General features: G+C 68.2%; 12 protein-coding genes. 10 read left to right on the top strand and 2 right to left on the bottom strand.

Translation table 11 applies throughout. From position 1 onward, the window contains the following. Positions 1 to 211: 211 nt before the first annotated feature. From ACQKIP_RS03065 to ACQKIP_RS03055, 3 genes are all read left to right on the top strand, one after another. Positions 212 to 1,813, top strand: a complete 1,602-nt coding sequence (locus tag ACQKIP_RS03065) for a beta-N-acetylhexosaminidase (RefSeq protein WP_427742032.1) — start codon at positions 212 to 214, stop codon at positions 1,811 to 1,813. Between the two features lie 283 nt (positions 1,814 to 2,096). Next, positions 2,097 to 2,603 (top strand): hypothetical protein, encoded by a 507-nt coding sequence (locus ACQKIP_RS03060; protein ID WP_365865975.1) that lies wholly within the window; start codon positions 2,097 to 2,099, stop codon positions 2,601 to 2,603. Positions 2,604 to 2,733: 130 nt separating this feature from the next. Then, complete coding sequence (locus tag ACQKIP_RS03055; RefSeq protein ID WP_365865977.1) at positions 2,734 to 3,309, top strand: hypothetical protein; 576 nt, start codon at positions 2,734 to 2,736, stop codon at positions 3,307 to 3,309. 13 nt (positions 3,310 to 3,322) lie between these two features. On the opposite strand, the gene ACQKIP_RS03050 is transcribed toward ACQKIP_RS03055, so the two are convergent. Further along, the gene (locus tag ACQKIP_RS03050; RefSeq protein WP_365865912.1) at positions 3,323 to 3,748 is read right to left on the bottom strand and encodes a hypothetical protein; all 426 of its coding nucleotides are present in this window, start codon (positions 3,746 to 3,748) and stop codon (positions 3,323 to 3,325) included. A 335-nt stretch (positions 3,749 to 4,083) separates the two neighbouring features. On the opposite strand from ACQKIP_RS03050, the gene ACQKIP_RS03045 reads away from it, so the two are divergent. The 5 genes from ACQKIP_RS03045 (at position 4,084) to ACQKIP_RS03025 (ending at position 13,618) form a co-directional block, all read left to right on the top strand. Next, positions 4,084 to 10,857 carry a DNRLRE domain-containing protein gene (locus ACQKIP_RS03045; protein ID WP_365865913.1) on the top strand — a complete coding sequence of 2,258 codons (6,774 nt, stop codon included), beginning with the start codon at positions 4,084 to 4,086 and terminating at the stop codon, positions 10,855 to 10,857. A gap of 92 nt (positions 10,858 to 10,949) precedes the next feature. After that, positions 10,950 to 11,717 (top strand): hypothetical protein, encoded by a 768-nt coding sequence (locus tag ACQKIP_RS03040; RefSeq protein ID WP_365865915.1) that lies wholly within the window; start codon positions 10,950 to 10,952, stop codon positions 11,715 to 11,717. A 220-nt stretch (positions 11,718 to 11,937) separates the two neighbouring features. After that, on the top strand, positions 11,938 to 12,333 hold the full coding sequence (locus ACQKIP_RS03035; RefSeq protein WP_365865978.1) for a hypothetical protein: 396 nt from the start codon (positions 11,938 to 11,940) through the stop codon (positions 12,331 to 12,333). A 60-nt stretch (positions 12,334 to 12,393) separates the two neighbouring features. Continuing rightward, positions 12,394 to 13,044 (top strand): RNA polymerase sigma factor, encoded by a 651-nt coding sequence (locus ACQKIP_RS03030; protein ID WP_365865917.1) that lies wholly within the window; start codon positions 12,394 to 12,396, stop codon positions 13,042 to 13,044. Positions 13,045 to 13,219: 175 nt separating this feature from the next. Next, entirely contained in the window at positions 13,220 to 13,618 is a 399-nt protein-coding gene (locus tag ACQKIP_RS03025; RefSeq protein WP_365865919.1) for a hypothetical protein, read from the top strand. A gap of 107 nt (positions 13,619 to 13,725) precedes the next feature. Here the strand turns inward: ACQKIP_RS03025 and ACQKIP_RS03020 are convergent, their stop codons facing one another. Next, entirely contained in the window at positions 13,726 to 16,395 is a 2,670-nt protein-coding gene (locus ACQKIP_RS03020; RefSeq protein ID WP_365865920.1) for an FG-GAP-like repeat-containing protein, read from the bottom strand. A gap of 428 nt (positions 16,396 to 16,823) precedes the next feature. Between ACQKIP_RS03020 and ACQKIP_RS03015 the strand changes: the two genes are divergently transcribed. Next, the gene (locus ACQKIP_RS03015; RefSeq protein ID WP_365865922.1) at positions 16,824 to 17,417 is read left to right on the top strand and encodes an RNA polymerase sigma factor; all 594 of its coding nucleotides are present in this window, start codon (positions 16,824 to 16,826) and stop codon (positions 17,415 to 17,417) included. Continuing rightward, positions 17,414 to 17,623 (top strand): hypothetical protein, encoded by a 210-nt coding sequence (locus ACQKIP_RS03010; RefSeq protein WP_365865923.1) that lies wholly within the window; start codon positions 17,414 to 17,416, stop codon positions 17,621 to 17,623. The genes ACQKIP_RS03015 and ACQKIP_RS03010 overlap by 4 nt, the downstream gene beginning before the upstream one ends. The last annotated feature ends 248 nt before the right edge of the window (positions 17,624 to 17,871 follow it).

Genomic DNA, 17,871 nt, shown 5'->3' with positions numbered 1-17,871 from the left:
CGCGGGCCCCGCTTTACCGTGGGCGGATGCTGGCTCTGACTGCTGATGTCCGTAGCGCCCACCTGCCTGATGTCCACAGCGTCCATCTGTCTGATGCCCACAGCGTTCTCCCGCCTGATGTCCACAGCGTCCATCTGTCTGATGTCCGCAGCGTTCTCCTGCCTGATGTCCGTAGTGCCGGGACCGCCCCGCTCCGGGGCGGCGACCAGTGATCCCCCGCCGGCTCGCCCTCGGCGCCGCGGCGGTCGCCGCCGGGGCCGCCGCCCTGACCGTGGCCGTCTGGCCGGACGGCGGGGGCGGCGGGGACGGGTCGCCGTCCGCCGGTACGGCTGCGCCGTCCGAGAGCAGGTCCGCCTCGCCGACCCCCTCGAAGTCGTACGCCCTGTCCAAGACCCCCGCCACCATCCCCGCCGTACGCGAGCACAAGGCGGCGCGCGGGCCGGGGTGGAAGCCCGGGGGCGGCGGGCGCGTGGTCGTCGGCGACGACGAACTCGCGGACGAGGGCAAGCTGCTCGCCGGTGAGCTGAAGCTCAAGTACGCCGGTGACGCCGACCCGCGCAAGGGAGACGTGGAGCTCGCGCTCGCCCCCGGGGACGCGGATGCCTCCGAGGGCAGGGACGAGTCGTACACCCTCTCCGTGAAGGCGCAGCGCGTGAAGATCAGCGCCCCGGAGGAGGCGGGCGTCTTCTACGGGACCCGCACCCTCAAGCAGGAGGTGCACGGCGGGAGGACGGCGCCCGAAGGCGTCGTACGCGACCGTCCCGCCAAGCCGCAGCGCGGATTCATGATGGACATCGCGCGCAAGCACTTCGACGCGAAGTGGATCGAGGACCGCATCCGGGAGCTCGGCGACCTCAAGTACAACCAGCTCGGCCTGCACTTCTCCGACGACCAGTCCTTCCGAATCGAGTCGGACTCGCACCCGGAGATCGTCTCGCGCGATCACCTCAGCAAGGCCCAGGTCCGCGGCATCCTCAAGCTCGCCGCGAGCCGCCACATCACCGTCGTGCCCGAGATCGACTCGCCCGGCCACCTCGGAGCGGTCATCGCCGCGCACCCCTCGCTCCAGCTCCGTGACACCCGCGGCGTCGCGTCGCGCGGCGCGGTCGACATCTCGAAGCCGCAGGCGGCGGAGATCATCGACGACCTCCTGGAGGAGTACGCGGACCTCTTCCCCGGCCGCTACTGGCACCTCGGCGCCGACGAGTACCAGGCCCTCACGGTCAGCAACCCGGAGGCCAGCTATCCGCAGCTGGCCTCCGCGGCCCGCGACAAGTACGGGTCCGGCGCCCGCATCCAGGACCTGGCGACCGGCTGGCTCAACGACCGCGCCGAGACCATGCGCCCCTACGAGCGCGGGCTCAGGGCGTGGAACGACGGATTCTTCCGCGGCGGCACCGAGAAGGCCGACGACGACCTCACCGTCGCGTACTGGACGGGCAAGGAGACCGGGGCGAGGGAGCCGACGGAGTATCTGAAGGAGGGCCGCGATGTCGTCAACTACAACGACGAGTACCTCTACTACGTCCTCGGCCAGCCCAACGACTTCCGCTATCCCACCGGGCAGCGGATCTACGAGCAGTGGACCCCGCGCGTGATCCGCGGGACGAAGCCGGTGAGCGCGGACTACGACGACCAGATCCTCGGCGGCTCCTTCGCGGTCTGGTGCGACCTGGCGAACTCGCAGACGCAGGAGCAGGTCGCGCAGGGGATCCGGATGCCGCTGCGGGCGACGGTCCAGAAGCTGTGGGACTCCCGTACGCCGGGCCCCTCCTGGGGCGAATTCGTGAAGCTGGCGGACCAGGTGGGGTAAATCCCGGAGGCCGCCGGCGCCCCGGGGAGGGACGCGGGCGGCCTCTGCGGCGCCCCGGGAAGGGCGCGGGCGGCCTCTGCGGTGTGTCTGTGGCGGGCTGCGGTGTGTCGGTGGCCGGCCCGAGCGGCCCGATGGGTCCACGAGTTCCGTTTTCGGCTCTTTGGCGGCGAACTGGTGGCGAACTTGCTTACATCTGTGGTGTATTCGGCCAAAGCCGACCACGGCCGTCGTGCGCGGCCGTCGAGCGCAGTTGAGCAGATTCGAGTACACGGGGAGACGCGGCATGGGCTACTGGGGCTATTACGTCGTGGGCAGGAGCGAGCGGCCGCTCGTCGAGCTCGCGGCAATCGCGAGCGTGCGGGACGAGCTCAGCCTCCTCGTGCAGCGCGACGACGGCTGGCAGGTGTGGGAGGTGCCGGGCGGCGACGGCGCGCGCGATGTCGGCAACATGAACACCCTTGCCCTGGAGACAGGTTCGCCCGCCCTCTTCGGGTACGTCATGGACAGCGACTGCGTGGTCGTGGAGGCGGCGGCCCCGGAGAGCGGCGCGTGGACGACGTGCCTGGCCCGCGAGGCGATGAACGGCTACCTCGGCGACGACGGCCTGAGCCTGGACGACTACTTTCTTGAGCCCCGCGACGCGGCGGAACGGGCGGTGTCGTGGGCGGCGGAGGCGGGCAGCACGGTGACGGCGGGACCGCTCCTCGACGTACTGAACGCCGCGGCCGAGCCATCGGCCGAAGAGCTCTTCTTCCGCTTCCTCGGGCGGCTCGGCGTGGTGCCGCAGTGACGTTCCCGGCGGTCCGGGCGCAGTAGGGGACGAGCAAGGCAACGCAACGCAACGTCACCTGCACTGTCGCACTTCGCACTGTCCGCAACGGAAGGCGTACACCATGGGCGGCCCGGGACTGAGTCCGAGTCTGAGTCTGGTCGAGTTGATAGCCGACGCCGACGAGAGGGGCCTGGCGGCCAGCGGGCTCGCCTGCCTCGACCGGTGCGTACCGCTGCTGGGCGGCAGCGACGAGGTGCTGCGCCCGCTGTGGGGGCGCCTCGCGGAGGGCAGCGCCTGGGACACGGCGCTCGCGGAGGCGCGGGTGGCGCTGGGCGGCGCGGACGTCCTGGAGGACTCCTCCGCGGACGAGGCCATCACCCTCGCCTACCGGATGCTGGGCGCGGCGCCCTCCCGGCGCACCGCCGCCGAACTGCGCGAATGGGCCGACGCCTGCTCCGTCGCGGCACTGCAGATCCACCGCCTGCTGGACCCGGTGCCGGACGACTCGACCCGGCTGCACGCACGCCGGGAGGGCCACACGGAGGGAATGCCACCACTGGTGGCCGCGGAACTGCGACGCCAGATCCGAATCCTGGAACTCCTCGCCACCCCCGGCGCAGCCACGAGCACGGCCGGCCTGCGCCAGGCACTCGACGTCTCCACGGAGGGCCGACGGGTACTGCGCGCCGTTGTCTCACGACGGGTGCGGGGGAGCCGGGTCTGACTACCCGGGGGCCTTACTCGGCGGAATCGGCGGTGCAGGTGGCCCTCCCGTAGGAGCCGAACGCGGTTGCCCGCTGCTTGTGCTCACCCCGGACCGCCAGGGAGCAACTTGCCTGGCCGCCCTTCTTGCCGAGCTGGATGCTGACGGCCGGGTCCTTGCCGAGCGGCACGCGCACCGTTTTTCGCCACGGAAGTTCAACGCCCTTCTCGACAGTGGCGCTGCCCTCCGCGCTCCGTGCCAGATACGAGACGCTGGCCAGTCCTGTGCCGGTGATGTCGTAGGTCACCGAGGCGGTGGGCACCGGGCGTTCCTCCGGCTGGTCGTCGCCGAGGAAGCCCCACGCGACGAATGCCGTGCAGAAGACGCCGAGCAGCGTCGTGCCCACGGCTATCACGCGCCGATTAGAGATCTCGCCGACTGTCTCGTATTCGCTGTCCATTTTCCCTGCCCCCATAGGTGATTCGAGCCAGTGGCAGCCCTGTGAATCCGGTTGGTTATACAACACCTTCGCGAGTGTTCACCAGGGTGGGAATATAACGGACTTATCACCTGCCGAATTGATCGGCTGCTGGCGATGGATCACCGATTGTCCGTAATGCCACGGCGGTTGACGCCGCGTCGAACAACTGCGTAGAACTCTCGCCTGCTACTTGATCCATGCTTCTGCGCCGCTCCTGGAATTCCTCGAGCGGTACTCGATCCTGCCCTCTTTCTTTTCGTGCGGGCGAGCTGCGCGAATTTACGAAAGAAGGCTCCGGAAGGGTAGTCGACACGGTGAGAAACAGTTATCGAAGGCTGCTGGTCGGCCTTGTCGCGTCGGCGGTGGTGGGCGCTGTGCTGCCTGCGGCCGCCCACGCGGAGGAGAGATCGGCGCCCGTGCGGGCGCCGGCGGCGGACGAGGGCCCTGCGAAGGGCCCCAAGATCCCGAGGACCCCGCCCCGGAAGTACCCCACCAACTCCCGCGACCCTCAAGTCACCTACGGCGCGGGAGGGACCACCCTCAACGCCCCCACCGTGGTGCACGCCACCGGCCCCGAACTGTCCTGGCCGAAGTACGTATCCGGAAAGGGCAAGGGCGACGACCTGGTCGGATACCAGCTGCACCGCTCCACCCGCGCCGACTTCAAGGTGACCCGCGCCACTCTCGTGGCCCCGCTCGGCAAAGGTGCGACCTCCTACAGGGACACGACCGCCGAGCCGACCCGCGCGAACAGCGCGACGGAGACCGGGCGCCACTACTCGTATCGTCTCCTGGCGGAGACCAGAGACGGACGATTACTCGCCTCGCCCGCGCGCCGTGTGGGCGTGCCCAAGGCCGGACACACGCTGCGGATCTTGCGGGCGGGGCAGTCCGACGCCACCCTCTCTTCCGCCAAGCCGGGTGTGAACCTAGACGAGAAGTGGCTGAGCGTCGGAGCGGGCGACGGTGTCTACGGCACGACCCGCGCGGCCCTGAGGTTCCCGACCTTCGGTGTTCCCAAGAAGGCGACCGTCCTCCAGGCCGAGCTGCGCCTGCGGGAGACCGGGCAGGGGGCGGCCAAGGCTCGGCTCATCGAACTCAGCCCGCTGAAAAGCGAGTTCAACGAGAAGTCCGCCACCTGGAAGAAATCGACCTCCAAGACCCCATGGTCCGCGAGCGGCGGTGACGCCTCGGCGGCCGTCTCCGACACCACCGGCCAGGGCGGGGCGTACGCCTGGGACGTCACCTCGCTCGCCCGTCAGTGGGCCAAGCGCCCGAGCACCAACAAGGGCGTCCTCCTGAACGCCGCGGATGAGCCGCCTTTGACGTCAAAGGACGCTGAGCCCTCAGCGCCCCGGCGGCACAAGCCCACACGCTTCCTGTCGAGCGAGGCGGCCGACGCGGCACAGCGGCCCCAGCTCCGGGTCATCACCGCCGAACCCACCCCCTGGGACACGTACTACGCACCGGACACGCCCACCCGCATGTCCGAGAACAACACGTATCCGGTGGAAGTGACGGTCGCCAACACCACGACCACCGCCTGGCCCGCGGGCGAGCGCGCGCTGTCGTACAAGTGGTCCCTGCCGGACGGCACGGACGCCACCACCGCCGACAACCAGCTGAAGGCGGACATCCCGGCCCTCGCTCCCGGGGCCACCGCCACCGTCGAGGCGACGGTCAAGTCGCCGTACACCGCCGACGGCAACCGGCGCTCCGGCTACACGCTCACCTGGGACATCCTCAACAAGGCCGACAACAGCTGGCTCTCCCAGAAGCCGGGCATCGGAGGTCTGGAGCAGGCGACCGCCGTCGAGGACCCGACCGCGGACCGCGTCGGCATGGAGAAGCAGCACGCGTACACGGGCAAGAACACCGGCGCGGGCTCGACCCTGATGGGCAACCTCGGATCGGGCAACGCGGTCTGGTCGTACAACGCGTTCACCAACCCCGGCCGCGGAATCAACACCTTCGCGCGCTTCACCTACAACGCCCAGGACTCCTCCGACAGCCAGCTCGGATACGGCTGGTCGGCGCAGGCGGCGGGCCCGCTGCGGCTCGGCGCGATGCTCGACTTCCACCCGGACGCCGACCCCGGCGAGGCGTACGTCATCGACGGTGACGGCACGCAGCACCTGTTCCGGAAGCAGGGTGACGGCAGCTGGAAGCCGTCGGCGGGCTACCACTACCGGCTCACCTCCAAGCCGGACGTCGTGAAGGTCTGCCAGACCGGCAGCAGCCCAGAGGTCCCGGACGCCTGGACCCTGACCCGTCCCGACGGCACCCGCTTCGTGATCGGCTGCGACGGCTACCTCACCTCGGTCGTCGACAAGAACGGCAACACCCAGACGTACGTCTACGAGGTGCGCGACTCCGGCAACCGCTGGGTGAAGTTCCTCAAGGAGATCAAGGACCCGGCAGGTCGCAGCTCCCTGAAGCTCGACTACTACGGGGCCGGCGACGCGACGTACGACTACATCGACGATAAGAGCGAGAAGGCCACGGGCACGGACCTGTGGAACCCGAAGATCTACGACCACCTGAAGTCCATGACGGACATCTCGGGCCGCAAGCTCTCCTTCCTCTACACGGAGAAGGGCCACCTCGGCCGCCTCACGGACGGCGAGGGCACGGCGCAGCCGAAGGTCTTCTCCTTCGGCTACGAAGCGGCGCAGGGCAACAAGAACACGAAGCTGACCAAGGTCACCGACCCTCGTGGCAACGCCACCGACGTCGAGTACGGAGACGGCCCGGAGTCCAGCTGGTCGGTCAAGACGATCACGGACCGGCAGCGCGCAGCCACCGGCTTCACGTACACGTCCAGGACGGACGGAGGCACCGAGGCCAAGGTCACCGACGCCGAGAAGAACGCGACGACGTACGCGACGGACGCACAGGACCGTCCGGTGCAGGTCACCAACGCCAAGTCCGAGAAGACCAGGATGACGTGGGACGCCGACCACAACGTCACGCTCCTGGAGGAGAACAACGGAGCGAAGACGGCGTACTGCTACGACGAGAAGACCGGCTACCCGCTCTGGGAGCGCTCGGCGGAGGAGAACAAGGGCGGTGTGCCGGACGCCGCGGAATGCGCGCCGGGCAAGTCACCGGCCCACTCGGTCCGCTACGAGTACAAGACCCGTGCGGACGGCTACTCGGCAGACCTGATCAAGAAGACCTCGGCGGAGAGCCGTGTCTGGCAGTTCGACCATGACGCCAAGGGCAACCTGAAGACGGTTACGGACCCGAAGGGCGTCGCCTCGTCGGAGGACGGCGATTACACGACGTCGTACGAGTACGACGCCTACGGCCAGTTGACGCGGGCGACGGACGCCAACGGCAACCCGACGGCCTACAAGGACTTCGTCGCGGCGGGCTACCCGCGCACCACGACGGACGCCCTGGCGAAGATCTCGACGACGGAGTACGACGCCAGGGGCCAGGTGACCGAGGTCGTCGACGCGCTGGGCAAGAAGACGACCCAGACGTACGACGCGTTCGGCCGCCCACTGGTGTCGAAGACACCGAAGGACCAGGCAGCGGGCGTCTTCATCACGACGCCGGCTCCCGAGTACGACGCGAACGACAACGTCACCAAGTCGACGGCACCGAACGGCGCCGTCTCGACAGCGAGTTACGACAAGGCCGACCAGATCCTGACGGCCACCGCGCCGAAGGACACGGACACGTCCGGTGAGCGCAAGACGGCGTACACGTACGACAGCGTCGGCAACCTCAAGACGACGACGGAACCGAAGGGCACGGCCACGCCCTCGAACCCAGACGACTACGTCACGACGAACCACTACGACGCGATCTACCAGCTCGAATCGGTGGTCAACGCCAAGAAGGACAAGGTCAGCTACGTCTACGACGGGGTCGGCAACCCGGTCCGTGTCATCGACCCCAAGAAGAACGCGACTCCTGACCCGGACGATTACACGACCAAGACCGACTACGACATGAACCACCGCGTCGTGGCCGTCGCTGACGCGGCCGGGCGCACGGTCAAGCAGTCGTACGACAAGGACTCCCTGACCGTCTCGACGACGGACGCGGAGAACAACACGACCCGGAACCACTACGACGAGCGCGGCAAGCTCGCGGTGGTGGAGGCCCCGCACGAGGGCACGACGGTCCGTACGACGAAGTTCGGCTACGACGAGGTCGGCAACCAGATCAAGGTCTTCACGCCGCGCGGTGTGGCGACTGAGGGTGAGCCCGACGACTTCGTCGCCGAGACGACGTACGACCCCCTGAACCGCCCCTCCCGGCAGATCCAGCCGTACGACCCGAAGGACCCTCGCTACAACAAGAAGGTCTGGTCGGAGACGACGTATGACGCCGTGGGGCGGGTGCAGAAGACGTCGATGCCGCCCTCGGAGGGCGAGAGCACCCGCAACGACACCACATACGGCTACTACGACAACGGCTGGGTGAAGACGTCGCTGGACGTGTGGGACATCCGCACGACGTACGACTACAACGCCTTGGGCCAGCAGACGGCCCGCCAGCTGACGTCGGCGGGCGGCTCGACGAGCCGGACCATGCGGTGGGGCCACTACCCCGACGGCAAGCTCAAGTCGCGTGACGACGACGGCATCCCGGTGGGGGCCAACGAGCTGGTCGCGTACGAGTCGCAGGTGACCGGGGGCAAGGGAACGAAGTCGTCCCCGCACACCTGGAAGCTGAACATCGCGAAGGCCGGCAAGTACACGGCGTACGAGCAGTCCGAGCAGTCGGGGGAGTGGACGAAGCTCGGGGCGGCGACCACCTACAAGAAGGGCGAGAACGCCGACCTGAAGGCGGCCGCGGACACCGTGAAGCTGGTCCGCGACAACTCGGCGGAGAAGGCCGCGGACACGGAGCGCAAGCGCTTCGCGTACGCGTACGACGTCAACGGCAATCTCACCTCGATCGACGACACCTCGACCAGCACGAAGGTCGACGCGTACACGATGTCGTACACCGGCCTGAACCAGGTCGAGAAGGTGGCGGAGGCCCTGGCGGGCCAGGAGAAGAAGACCACCTCCTACACGTACGACGCGAACGGCCAACCGGAGACGCTCAAGCACCCGGACCAGTACGCGAAGTACACGTACGACCTGCGTGAGCTGGTCAAGACGGCAACGGTGGGCAAGTCCGCGTCGGATGCCTCCCCGAAGGTGACGTCTTACGACTACACCTACCGGGGCGAGCGGAAGACGGAGACCAAGGCCAACAAGAACACCGTCGACTACGTCTACTACCTGGACGGGGCGCTCAAGTCCCAGACGGAGAAGAAGCCGGGCAACGGCGCGCTGGTCTCGTCCCACACCTACGCCTATGACGCCAACGGCAACAAGGCGCAGGACGTGGCGAAGAAGATGAACGCCGACGACCACGCGAAGTACGTGTCGTCGACGACGGCCTACACCTACGACCCGGCGGACCGCCTCGCGAAGTCGACGCGTACGGGCGACGGGGCAGGCACCGAGACATACGTCCACGACGACAACGCGAACGTCATCTCGCAGACGGTCAAGGGCAAGACGACGACGTTCGGCTACGACCGCAACCGTCTGCTGAAGACGACGACGGGCGGCGCATCGGCCTCCCACCTGTACGACGCCTTCGGCCGCCAGGAGTCGGTGACGGCGGGCGGCAAGGTCATCGAGCGCAACGGGTACGACGGCTTCGACCGCGTGAAGCAGCACGAGAAGGCGGACGCGTCGACGGGCGCTTTGAAGACGACGAAGTACGCGTACGACCCACTGGACCGCACGTCGTCACGGACGGACGCGGGAGGCAAGTCGACGGACTACACCTACCTCGGCATGTCGGGCGAGGTCCTGGGTGAGGAGGTCGCCGGCAAGCTGACGAAGTCGTACCAGTACGGGCCGTGGGGCGATCGCCTCTCACAGGTGAAGCACGCGGCGGACGGCTCGGCCGGGGAGTCCACCTTCTACGGCTACAACAGCCACACGGACGTCGAGACGCTGACCGACAAGGACGGCAACACGAAGGCGACGTACGGCTATTCGGCGTACGGCTCGGATGACTCCGCCGACTTCACGGGCATCGACAAGCCGGAAGCGGGCAACCCCACGAAGGAGTCGTACAACCCGTACCGCTTCAACTCGAAGCGCTGGGACGCGGCTTCGGCGACGTACGACATGGGGTTCCGCGATTACAGTCCGGGGCTCAATCGGTTCACCACTCGGGATATGTATAACGGGGCTCTTTCGGACATGGACCTGGGTGGCGATCCTCTTACGGGGAATCGCTATGCGTTTGCCGGGGGGAACCCGACGAGCCTGATCGAGCTCGACGGACACCAGACCGACCCCGGAAATCCCAGTAAGACCTGGTCCCCGCTGAGCTTCCTGAAGGACGCCCTGGGAGATGTCTATGTGGACGCCAACGCAGTACCTCATCTCGTTTCGAAAGATGGCGACTCGGACTCCACTAGGCAAAGTCTCGCACATATGAACACCAAGCTTGTGGCGAGTGGTCAGGCGTACGACATGAGCACCGGGAACGGTTCCCGCTATCTGTTCCAGGACGCCGAAAGGGCAATCGTCGCAAAGGGGACCATCATGGGTGTGGACGGGAAAGAGACAGTCAGGGGAACGACCTCCGACATCATCAAGGTCACCTGGAAATTGGGGGTGATCGCCAGTGTGGAGTCGGTCGACGACACGACCTCTACATCGTCGAATATCGACGACATAGCCGGAACCATTAAAAACAAGATGCTGGGAGGAAGGAAGCAGCAGACGCAGCACGTGGTCTTCAACGCCACGAGCCGAGAACAGGCAGAGAAGGTGTCGAAACGGTTCGCAGGAAATGCGAACGTACGAGTGCTTCACCTGGATTCGGGGTTCGACACCGGCGAGTTCGGGAGCCGCGCCCCGTCCCCGAACGGCTCGCCGGGCGTGCGGGGTGGCGGCGGAAAGGGAGGAGGAAGGTCCGGAAAGCTCGGCGGTAAAATATTTGGCGGTATGGGAATTCTGGGCGAACTAGCTTTCTGGTACGACGCGTACAAGGTCACCCGAGGTGACAGCTGTGTCTGGCCTATGAGCTGCGGCGATACTCCGCAGGCGTAGGGTCCGACCTGCGCCGCCACCCCCCGCACTCTTGCGGGGGGTGGCGGCCCCTGGCATCCCGCCTTTGAACTCGCACAGAATGGTTGATTCAAATGGCTACCAATATCGTCACAGTGTGTTTGCCGCCCGTGGCGCCCGAGCGCGTCCATGACGCACTCGTGGAGGTCATGGCGCCGTACGACCAGAATATGGATTCCGGGGTGTCGGGGGGTGAGTGGCAGGGGGAATGGGACTGGTGGCACGTTTTCGGCGGTGACGACGAGAGGGGGCTTCGTGTCCGTTCCGGTTTCGAGGACGACCCGCGGATCATCCGTAACCCCGTATACAGAGAGGGTGAGAAGCGCCTCGGTACCAGGTCCCGTTGTGACGGAGGACCTAGAGGACTTCTGGACTTCGACACGGACCGAGCTGCTGCCGAAGAGAAGGCCCTCGCCACGTGGCAGGCCCTCAGCGCCCTCGCCGAGCGCAGCCAGGCGGCCAGCCCGCTGCGCGATTTCCTCGACCGCTTCGCGCGCGATGCGACCTATCCCGTGACGCAGGCGCGTCAGGACTACATGGAACAGCCCTTCATCCGGGCAGCCTTTGCGTCCGGTCTGATGACCTCGACAGTGGTGCAAGAGGCCGATGACCCAGTCGCCCGGCTTGAACTCGGGTGGGCTGAATTTCTGGAGAGAGAACGAAGCCGAGTTATCCCTACGGCGGCTCTGATAGGGCTCGACGGTAAGTGGCGGGATGATTCCTGTGTAGGGAACATTCGAGAAAGGTTCGCGAGGACGCTGGAATACTTGAGGTTCGCGGACCGGTATCTGCTGGGCCTGGATGCGGATGTTCTGGTGGTACGGATCCGTTTCCACTCATAGGGCTTTGAGGGGGAGAGGGGTAGACGCTCGAGCCGGGTGGATGGTTGTACGAGCCGGAGAAATTTACCGAGTGAGAATAGACACGGCTGGCAGCCGTCATGGTCGAGGAGCGGCTTTCGCTTGGTGGAGGGAGGGTGCGTCGCGCTCTCTCGACAGCTGAGCCGAAGGGGTGGGAGTCGTGGACGATGAGGGTAGAAGACAAGTGCCGGGAGCTGAGGAGATGCGGGGGCGGGCTCGCGAGTTCGTGGCTCGGGTGACCGTGCGGAATCGGTTGCCGCTCGACTTCTCCGTCGCGAGTCTGCGCGTGGTCGACTTCCTCATCGCGGGCCTGCGCAAGGGCGGCCGCGGTCGCGACGAGGTCGCCGGGGCACTCTTCGGGCTCGGCGCTTACGTAGGGGAAGTGCTCGTGCGTCGCGCCGGCGCCGTCTGGGTCGATTTCGACAAAGAACAGCGCGCCTACTTCGGACAATCTGTGGGTGTACGCATGCCGGACGGCCGCGTATGGAATCCACTGGGCAAAGTGATCAATTGCTTTGAAGCCGCCACAGATTCTGCCGAGAAGTCCCTGCAGACTTTCTATCTAACCCTGCCCGGCCGTACGCGAAATGCGGCATGATTCTTGACGCTTTGAGGGCACGGGCACGGTGAACAGTGTCAACGGGGTTAAGAGGAGAGCGTGGGGCAGGGTGGGGAACAGCGTTGCCGTGCAGGGGGCAGCGACGAGGAGCTGACGCGGGCCCTGGGGGGTGCCAGGGGCGGGGACGAAGCGGCTTTTGCCATCGTCTATCGGTGCGTTCAGCCGGGGCTTCTCGGGTATTTGCGCGGGCTTGTTCGTGAGGATGCCGAGGACGTGGCTTCCGAAGCGTGGTTGCAGATTGTCCGGGACCTGGGGCGGTTCCGTGGGGGCGGAGCCGACTTCCGGCGCTGGAGCGCAACCGTCGCGCGCCACCGCGCCATCGACCACCTCCGTCGTCAGAAGAGCAGGCCCCGTGCCTCCCTGCTGGAGTGGGACGCGTTCGCCCTGCCTGCCGCCGACGACACCGCCGGTGAGGTCGTGGAGTCGATGACCACCTCGCGTGTGCTGGGGCTTGTGGCGGAGCTGCCCCCGGACCAGGGTGAGGCAGTGCTGTTGCGTGTGGTGGTGGGGCTTGACGGCGCGGCAGCCGCGCGTGTTCTCGGGAAGCGCCCGGGGGCCGTGCGGTCCGCGACGTATCGAGGACTGCGACGGCTCGCACGGCAGCTGGAGGTCACGGGGCCTTCTCGACGCCGTACCACGGGCGGCGAATACGCCGTACGCAGGGAGAGACGGGTCTGTGTCGAGTGTTGAGGAGCCGTGAGCGGTGGCTTATGGGGGACTTTGAGGCGGGGTTGGGCCGGGTGCGTCGACGCGGCTTGCGGAACCGGGTCGTGCTGGTCGTGCGCTGTCTGGTCGTCCTCCCCTTGGTGCTCCTCCTGGCGTATGCCGTACTTGGCATCGACTCGAACGCGCTGATGTTCGGCTTGTGCAGGGGCTGACGTACACCGTGCTGTACGGCGGGCAGGCCTGGAGGAACCCCGAGCGGGTGCGGGCCCTCCTGGATGACGGGGAGGAGCCGGTGACGGTCTTTCCGGTGCGGTCTGTCCGGACCTCCTTCCCCAGGAGGCTGGTCGGGGCCGGATGTTTCCTCGTGGTCACCAATCGGCGGGTTCTGGTGTTCGCCCACAACCGGGTGACCGACATTCCGACAGCGCTTGTCTGGCAGGCGCCGAGACGCGATTGCTCGGCCGAACTCATCTCGAAGCGGCGCGAGTTCACCGTTACCTGCGGGGAGGACATCCGAGCGTGGCGGTTCGGCTCCGAGGCTCGGCGCAGAGCCGCCGTCGAGCGGTTCGTCGTGGCGATCAACCGGGGGTGGTGGTGAGTTGCAGAAAAGTCCCACCCCGGCACCCAGTGACCTGGGCGTTTGCGGGAGAGCAGTGGGACTTTTCTGCAACGGAGGGCCCTCAGTCAGCGGCCTTGGTTACGGGGTCAGGGGGTCAGGGATTCGCCCAGGTGGGCCGTCGCCGGGGTGCCCAGTTGCGTGCGGCCGTAGTAGACGCCGCTCGATGTCGAGACGCCCGATGCGCCGGTGTCCAGTTGGAGGATCGTGCCGTTGCCCTCGTCCTCGCCGTCCACGCCGATCGCCAGGTCCGCGCGGCCGTAGCCCGACAGGTCCGTCAGGACCACCGAGGAGCCGAGGCGGTCCGCCGTCTCCGTGGAGCCGGTGATGCCCTCCGTGTCCTGGGTGAAGGCCTGCGAGCCTGTGCCCGTCAGGCCTGATGACGTGCCCTTCAGGAGGAGGGTCGTGCCTGCGTCCGTCCTCGCCTTTGCGTCGCGCGTGATGTCCTCGTTCGGGGCGCCCGTCAGGACGTCCGCGTAACCGTCCAGGTTGAAGTCGCCCGCCGAGACCGACCAGCCCATCGCGTCGCCCGACTCGGCGGCGCCCGGCACTCCGGACGTGTCCTGGTGGATCGTCTTCATGCCGGTGGTCGTGAAGCCTGTTGACGTGCCGGGGACCACCGTTACCTGGCCGCCCGCGTGCGCGCCCGACTCCGCCGTGTACGGCTGGCCGATGACCAGGTCGTCGTAGCCGTTGCCGTTCACGTCGCCCACCGCCACGGAGCGCCCGCCCTTGACCGAGAGGGAGCCGACCCTGCTCAGGCCCGACCTCGTGCCCTTGAACCACTGGACCTTGCCGAGTCCTGCCTGGTCGCGGTAGGTCAGCGCCACGTCCGCGTAGCCGTCACGGTTGAAGTCGCCGGACGCGGCATCGGCGTACGAGATGGCCGTGTCGCCCGACGTCAGCGTGCCGCCCACCTCGTTGCCCGCCTTGAAGCGCGCCGCCCACGTGCCGCCGGTGCCGGTGGACGCCGCGAAGACGTCCGCCTTGCCGTCCGCGTTGAAGTCGCCGACCGCCACCGCGGAGCCGAACTTGGCGCCCGGGTAGTGGAAGTCGTCCGCCAGCTGCATGTCCGTGCCGGAGGTGAAGTCCGGGCCGTAGAGCATCGTCACCGCGCCGCGGTCCTTGTTCGTGGCGTCGTCCTCACCCGGCGCGCCGATCACCAAGTCCGCGTAACCGTCGCCGTTGAGGTCGCCCCAGGCCGTGGCCGCGGCCCAGTTGTCGCCCGCCTCCGATGCGCCGGGGACGCCGGGGCTGGACTGCGTGAGGGTCTTCTTGGAGCTGCTCACGGGGCCGTCGAGGCCGCCGGGGACGACCGTCAGGCTGCCCACGCCGCCCGAAGCCTTGGGCGTGCCCGCCACCAGGTCAGTGATGCCGTCCCTGTTGAAGTCGGCGGTGGGGGCGGCCGAGTTGCGGCCCGCGCTCGTCGCGTAGCGGCGGATCTCGGTGAGCTTCGAGTAGAGGTTCTTGCCGGGGCAGGCTGTGGCGAAGCCGTCCCGGTGGCCCGAGATCGTGTTGAGGGACGGGGTGTCGCCCTTCTTCCACACGCCCGTGTCGTCGGCCGCCGTCAGCGTGACCTTGCCCGACGGGTTGCCCTCGTACTGGCCCAGCTTCCAGGCCGCCACGCGGGCCACCGACTGGAGGGCGGCGCGGGTCGGCTTGCCCGCCGGCTTGTTCGTCGCCGGGTCGCCCTCGAAGTCGCCGAGGACCGCGATGCCCGCGGACTCGCCGTTGAAGCCGTACGTGTGCGCGCCCCGCACCGGCAGATCGGTGCCGCCGCCGCGGCCCTCGAAGACCTGGCCGCACTTGTCCACGAGGAAGTTGTAGCCGAGGTCGTTCCAGCCCTCGGTCTCCACGTGGTACGTCATGATGCCGCGGACCAGGGCCGGCGACTGGGCGCAGCTGTAGTCGTTCGTACCGACCGTGTGGTGGACGAAGACCGCCTTGACCTTGTCTATGTACTCCGGCGGATCCTCGACCTGCGACTCGTCCGCGCCCCATGCCGCCCTGCTGATCATGGGCGGCTTGGTGACCGTGGAGGGCGGGGCCTCCGGAACCGTGGGCTCCGGGTCGGGGTCGGGAGAGGTGGAGGGGGAGCCGGTGGGCGCGGGAGTCGTGGGCGCGTCCGACGGCGTAGGTGACGCCGGGCCGGTCGGCTCCGGGGCGGTCGGCTCCGCGTCCGTCGGCTCCGGTGACGCCGGATCAGTCGGTACCGGGGTCTCGGTCTCGTCGGCGGGCACCGCGTCCGCCGCGAACGCCGCCGGTGCCATCGCCGAACCGTCGAGCGCCGGGTTCTTAGCCTCCTTGGACGTCACGCCCGGATCCACGAGGTTGACCTCAAGCCCCTTGGGCAGCACGGCACTTGAGGTGCCGTCCGCCGCGACCACGCGGACCTCGACGCCGTCCGAGGGGCCCACCCACAGCGGCTCGGACGCGGCACGCATGCCCGCCTCGGCCTTCTCGGGCAGGTGCAGCTCCAGGTCGAGGTGCTGCCAGCCGGTCCACTTGTCGCTCTCGACGGAGCGCGTACGGACCTGCGCCGTGCCGTCGAGTTCCTTCGTCACGCCGGTCCACGAGACGCCGAGCAGCGAGAACTGTTTCGTCGACGTGCGCGGCAGCTCCCTCTCCTTGGCGCCGTCCGCCTTGAGCGCGATGTCGTGCACGCTCACCGGGCGCTTGTCGCGCGAGACGCCGGCGGGCAGGTCCCCGGTCGACGGATCGGCCATCGCGTACGTGACGGCCCCCGCGCCGCCCAGCACGACGGCTCCGATCGTCAGCCATGCCCTGCGCTTGAGGCTCAGCGGTCTGTACGCGTGCGTCGCTCGCGCCGACGCGCGCGGATTACGTGGACTACGCGGACTACGTGGTTCCCGCGGGCTCAAATGCCCCACCCCTTAGCGAAGTTACCGAAGTTGCCGAAGTAGCCGAAGCTGGCGGTTGGCCTTGTTGACCACAGCGAGTGCGTACGACTGCCCCAAGGGGCAAACGGTTGTACGGGGAAGGGCGAAATGTGACGTGACGTATCCCGCACCCCTGAGGTGTGACGTACGGGCGGGACATTGCGCTGGGTCAGCTGACAGCTGTGAAGGGCATCCGGGTGGCCTGTGACATTTCCGTGCGCCCTGGCGCAGCTCAGCGTGGGGGACGGACACGGTGAGCGGCGTCGCACAGGTACGGATGGGAAAGCGTGGGTCGAGGAGGGGAACCCCGTCGCGCACGGGCGCGTGACGAGGAGCTGGGCGCCGCGGTCGCGCGGGCACAGGAGGGTGACGAGGCGGCCTTCGCCGTCGCGTACCGCCTGGTGCAGCCGGGGCTCGTCGGCTATCTGCGGGGCCTGGTCGGCCATGACGGGGAGGTCGCCGAGGACATCGCCGCCGAGGCCTGGCTGGAGATCGCGCGCGACCTGGGGCGGTTCCGCGGTGACGGGGCGGGGTTCCGTGGCTGGACGGCGACCATCGCGCGCCACCGGGCGCTCGATCATCTGCGGCGCCAGAAGGTCCGGCCGCGGCCGGCCGCGCTCGAGCAGGACCTTCTTGATCTTCCGGGGCCGCACAGCACGCCGGAGCAGGCCCTTGAGTCCATCTCCACGGAGAAGGCGCTCGCGCTGATCGCGGGGCTGCCGCGGGACCAGGCGGAGGCGGTGTTGCTCCGGGTCGTCGTGGGGCTCGATGCTCCGGCGGCGGCGCGGGTGCTCGGCAAGCGCCCCGGGGCGGTGCGGACCGCTTCTTATCGGGGGCTCAAACGCCTTGCGGAGCAGTTGCAGTTGGGAGAGCCGGGATGACGGGAAAGTCGGAGCTGGGGCTGGAGCTGGAGCTGGAGCCGCTGGGCGTGGGCTTCGGGAAGCCTGTTGCCGTGCTTCTTGCGGAGGCGGTGCGGGGCGGGCAGGTCGACGCCGAGGCTCAGCGCAGGGTGCTTGCCGCGTTTCGCTCTGCGCGGCGGGCTCGGCGGTCGTCCTTGCCTACGCGGCCGGGCGACGACTGGCGCTGACCCCTGCCGGGGGGCTTGGGCGGTTCTTCGGCCGCGGGCCCGCGGGGGCTTGTCGCGCAGTTCCCCGCGCCCCTTGCGGGGCTTGCCCGTCGTGTTTCGGCTGCGGGTGGGTGGGGGTTGCTCGCGCCGTTCCCCGCGCCCCTGGCGGGGGTTGCCCGTCGTTGGTTCGGATGCACGTGCGTGGGGGCTTGTCGCGCAGTTCCCCGCGCCCCTAAAGGGGCTCGCTCCCCGCCAGGGGCGCGGGGAAC

It is taken from the genome of Streptomyces sp. NPDC059900, from assembly GCF_050270335.1.
Lineage (GTDB): Bacteria > Actinomycetota > Actinomycetes > Streptomycetales > Streptomycetaceae > Streptomyces.
This window is presented reverse-complemented; position numbering and strand designations above follow the sequence as displayed.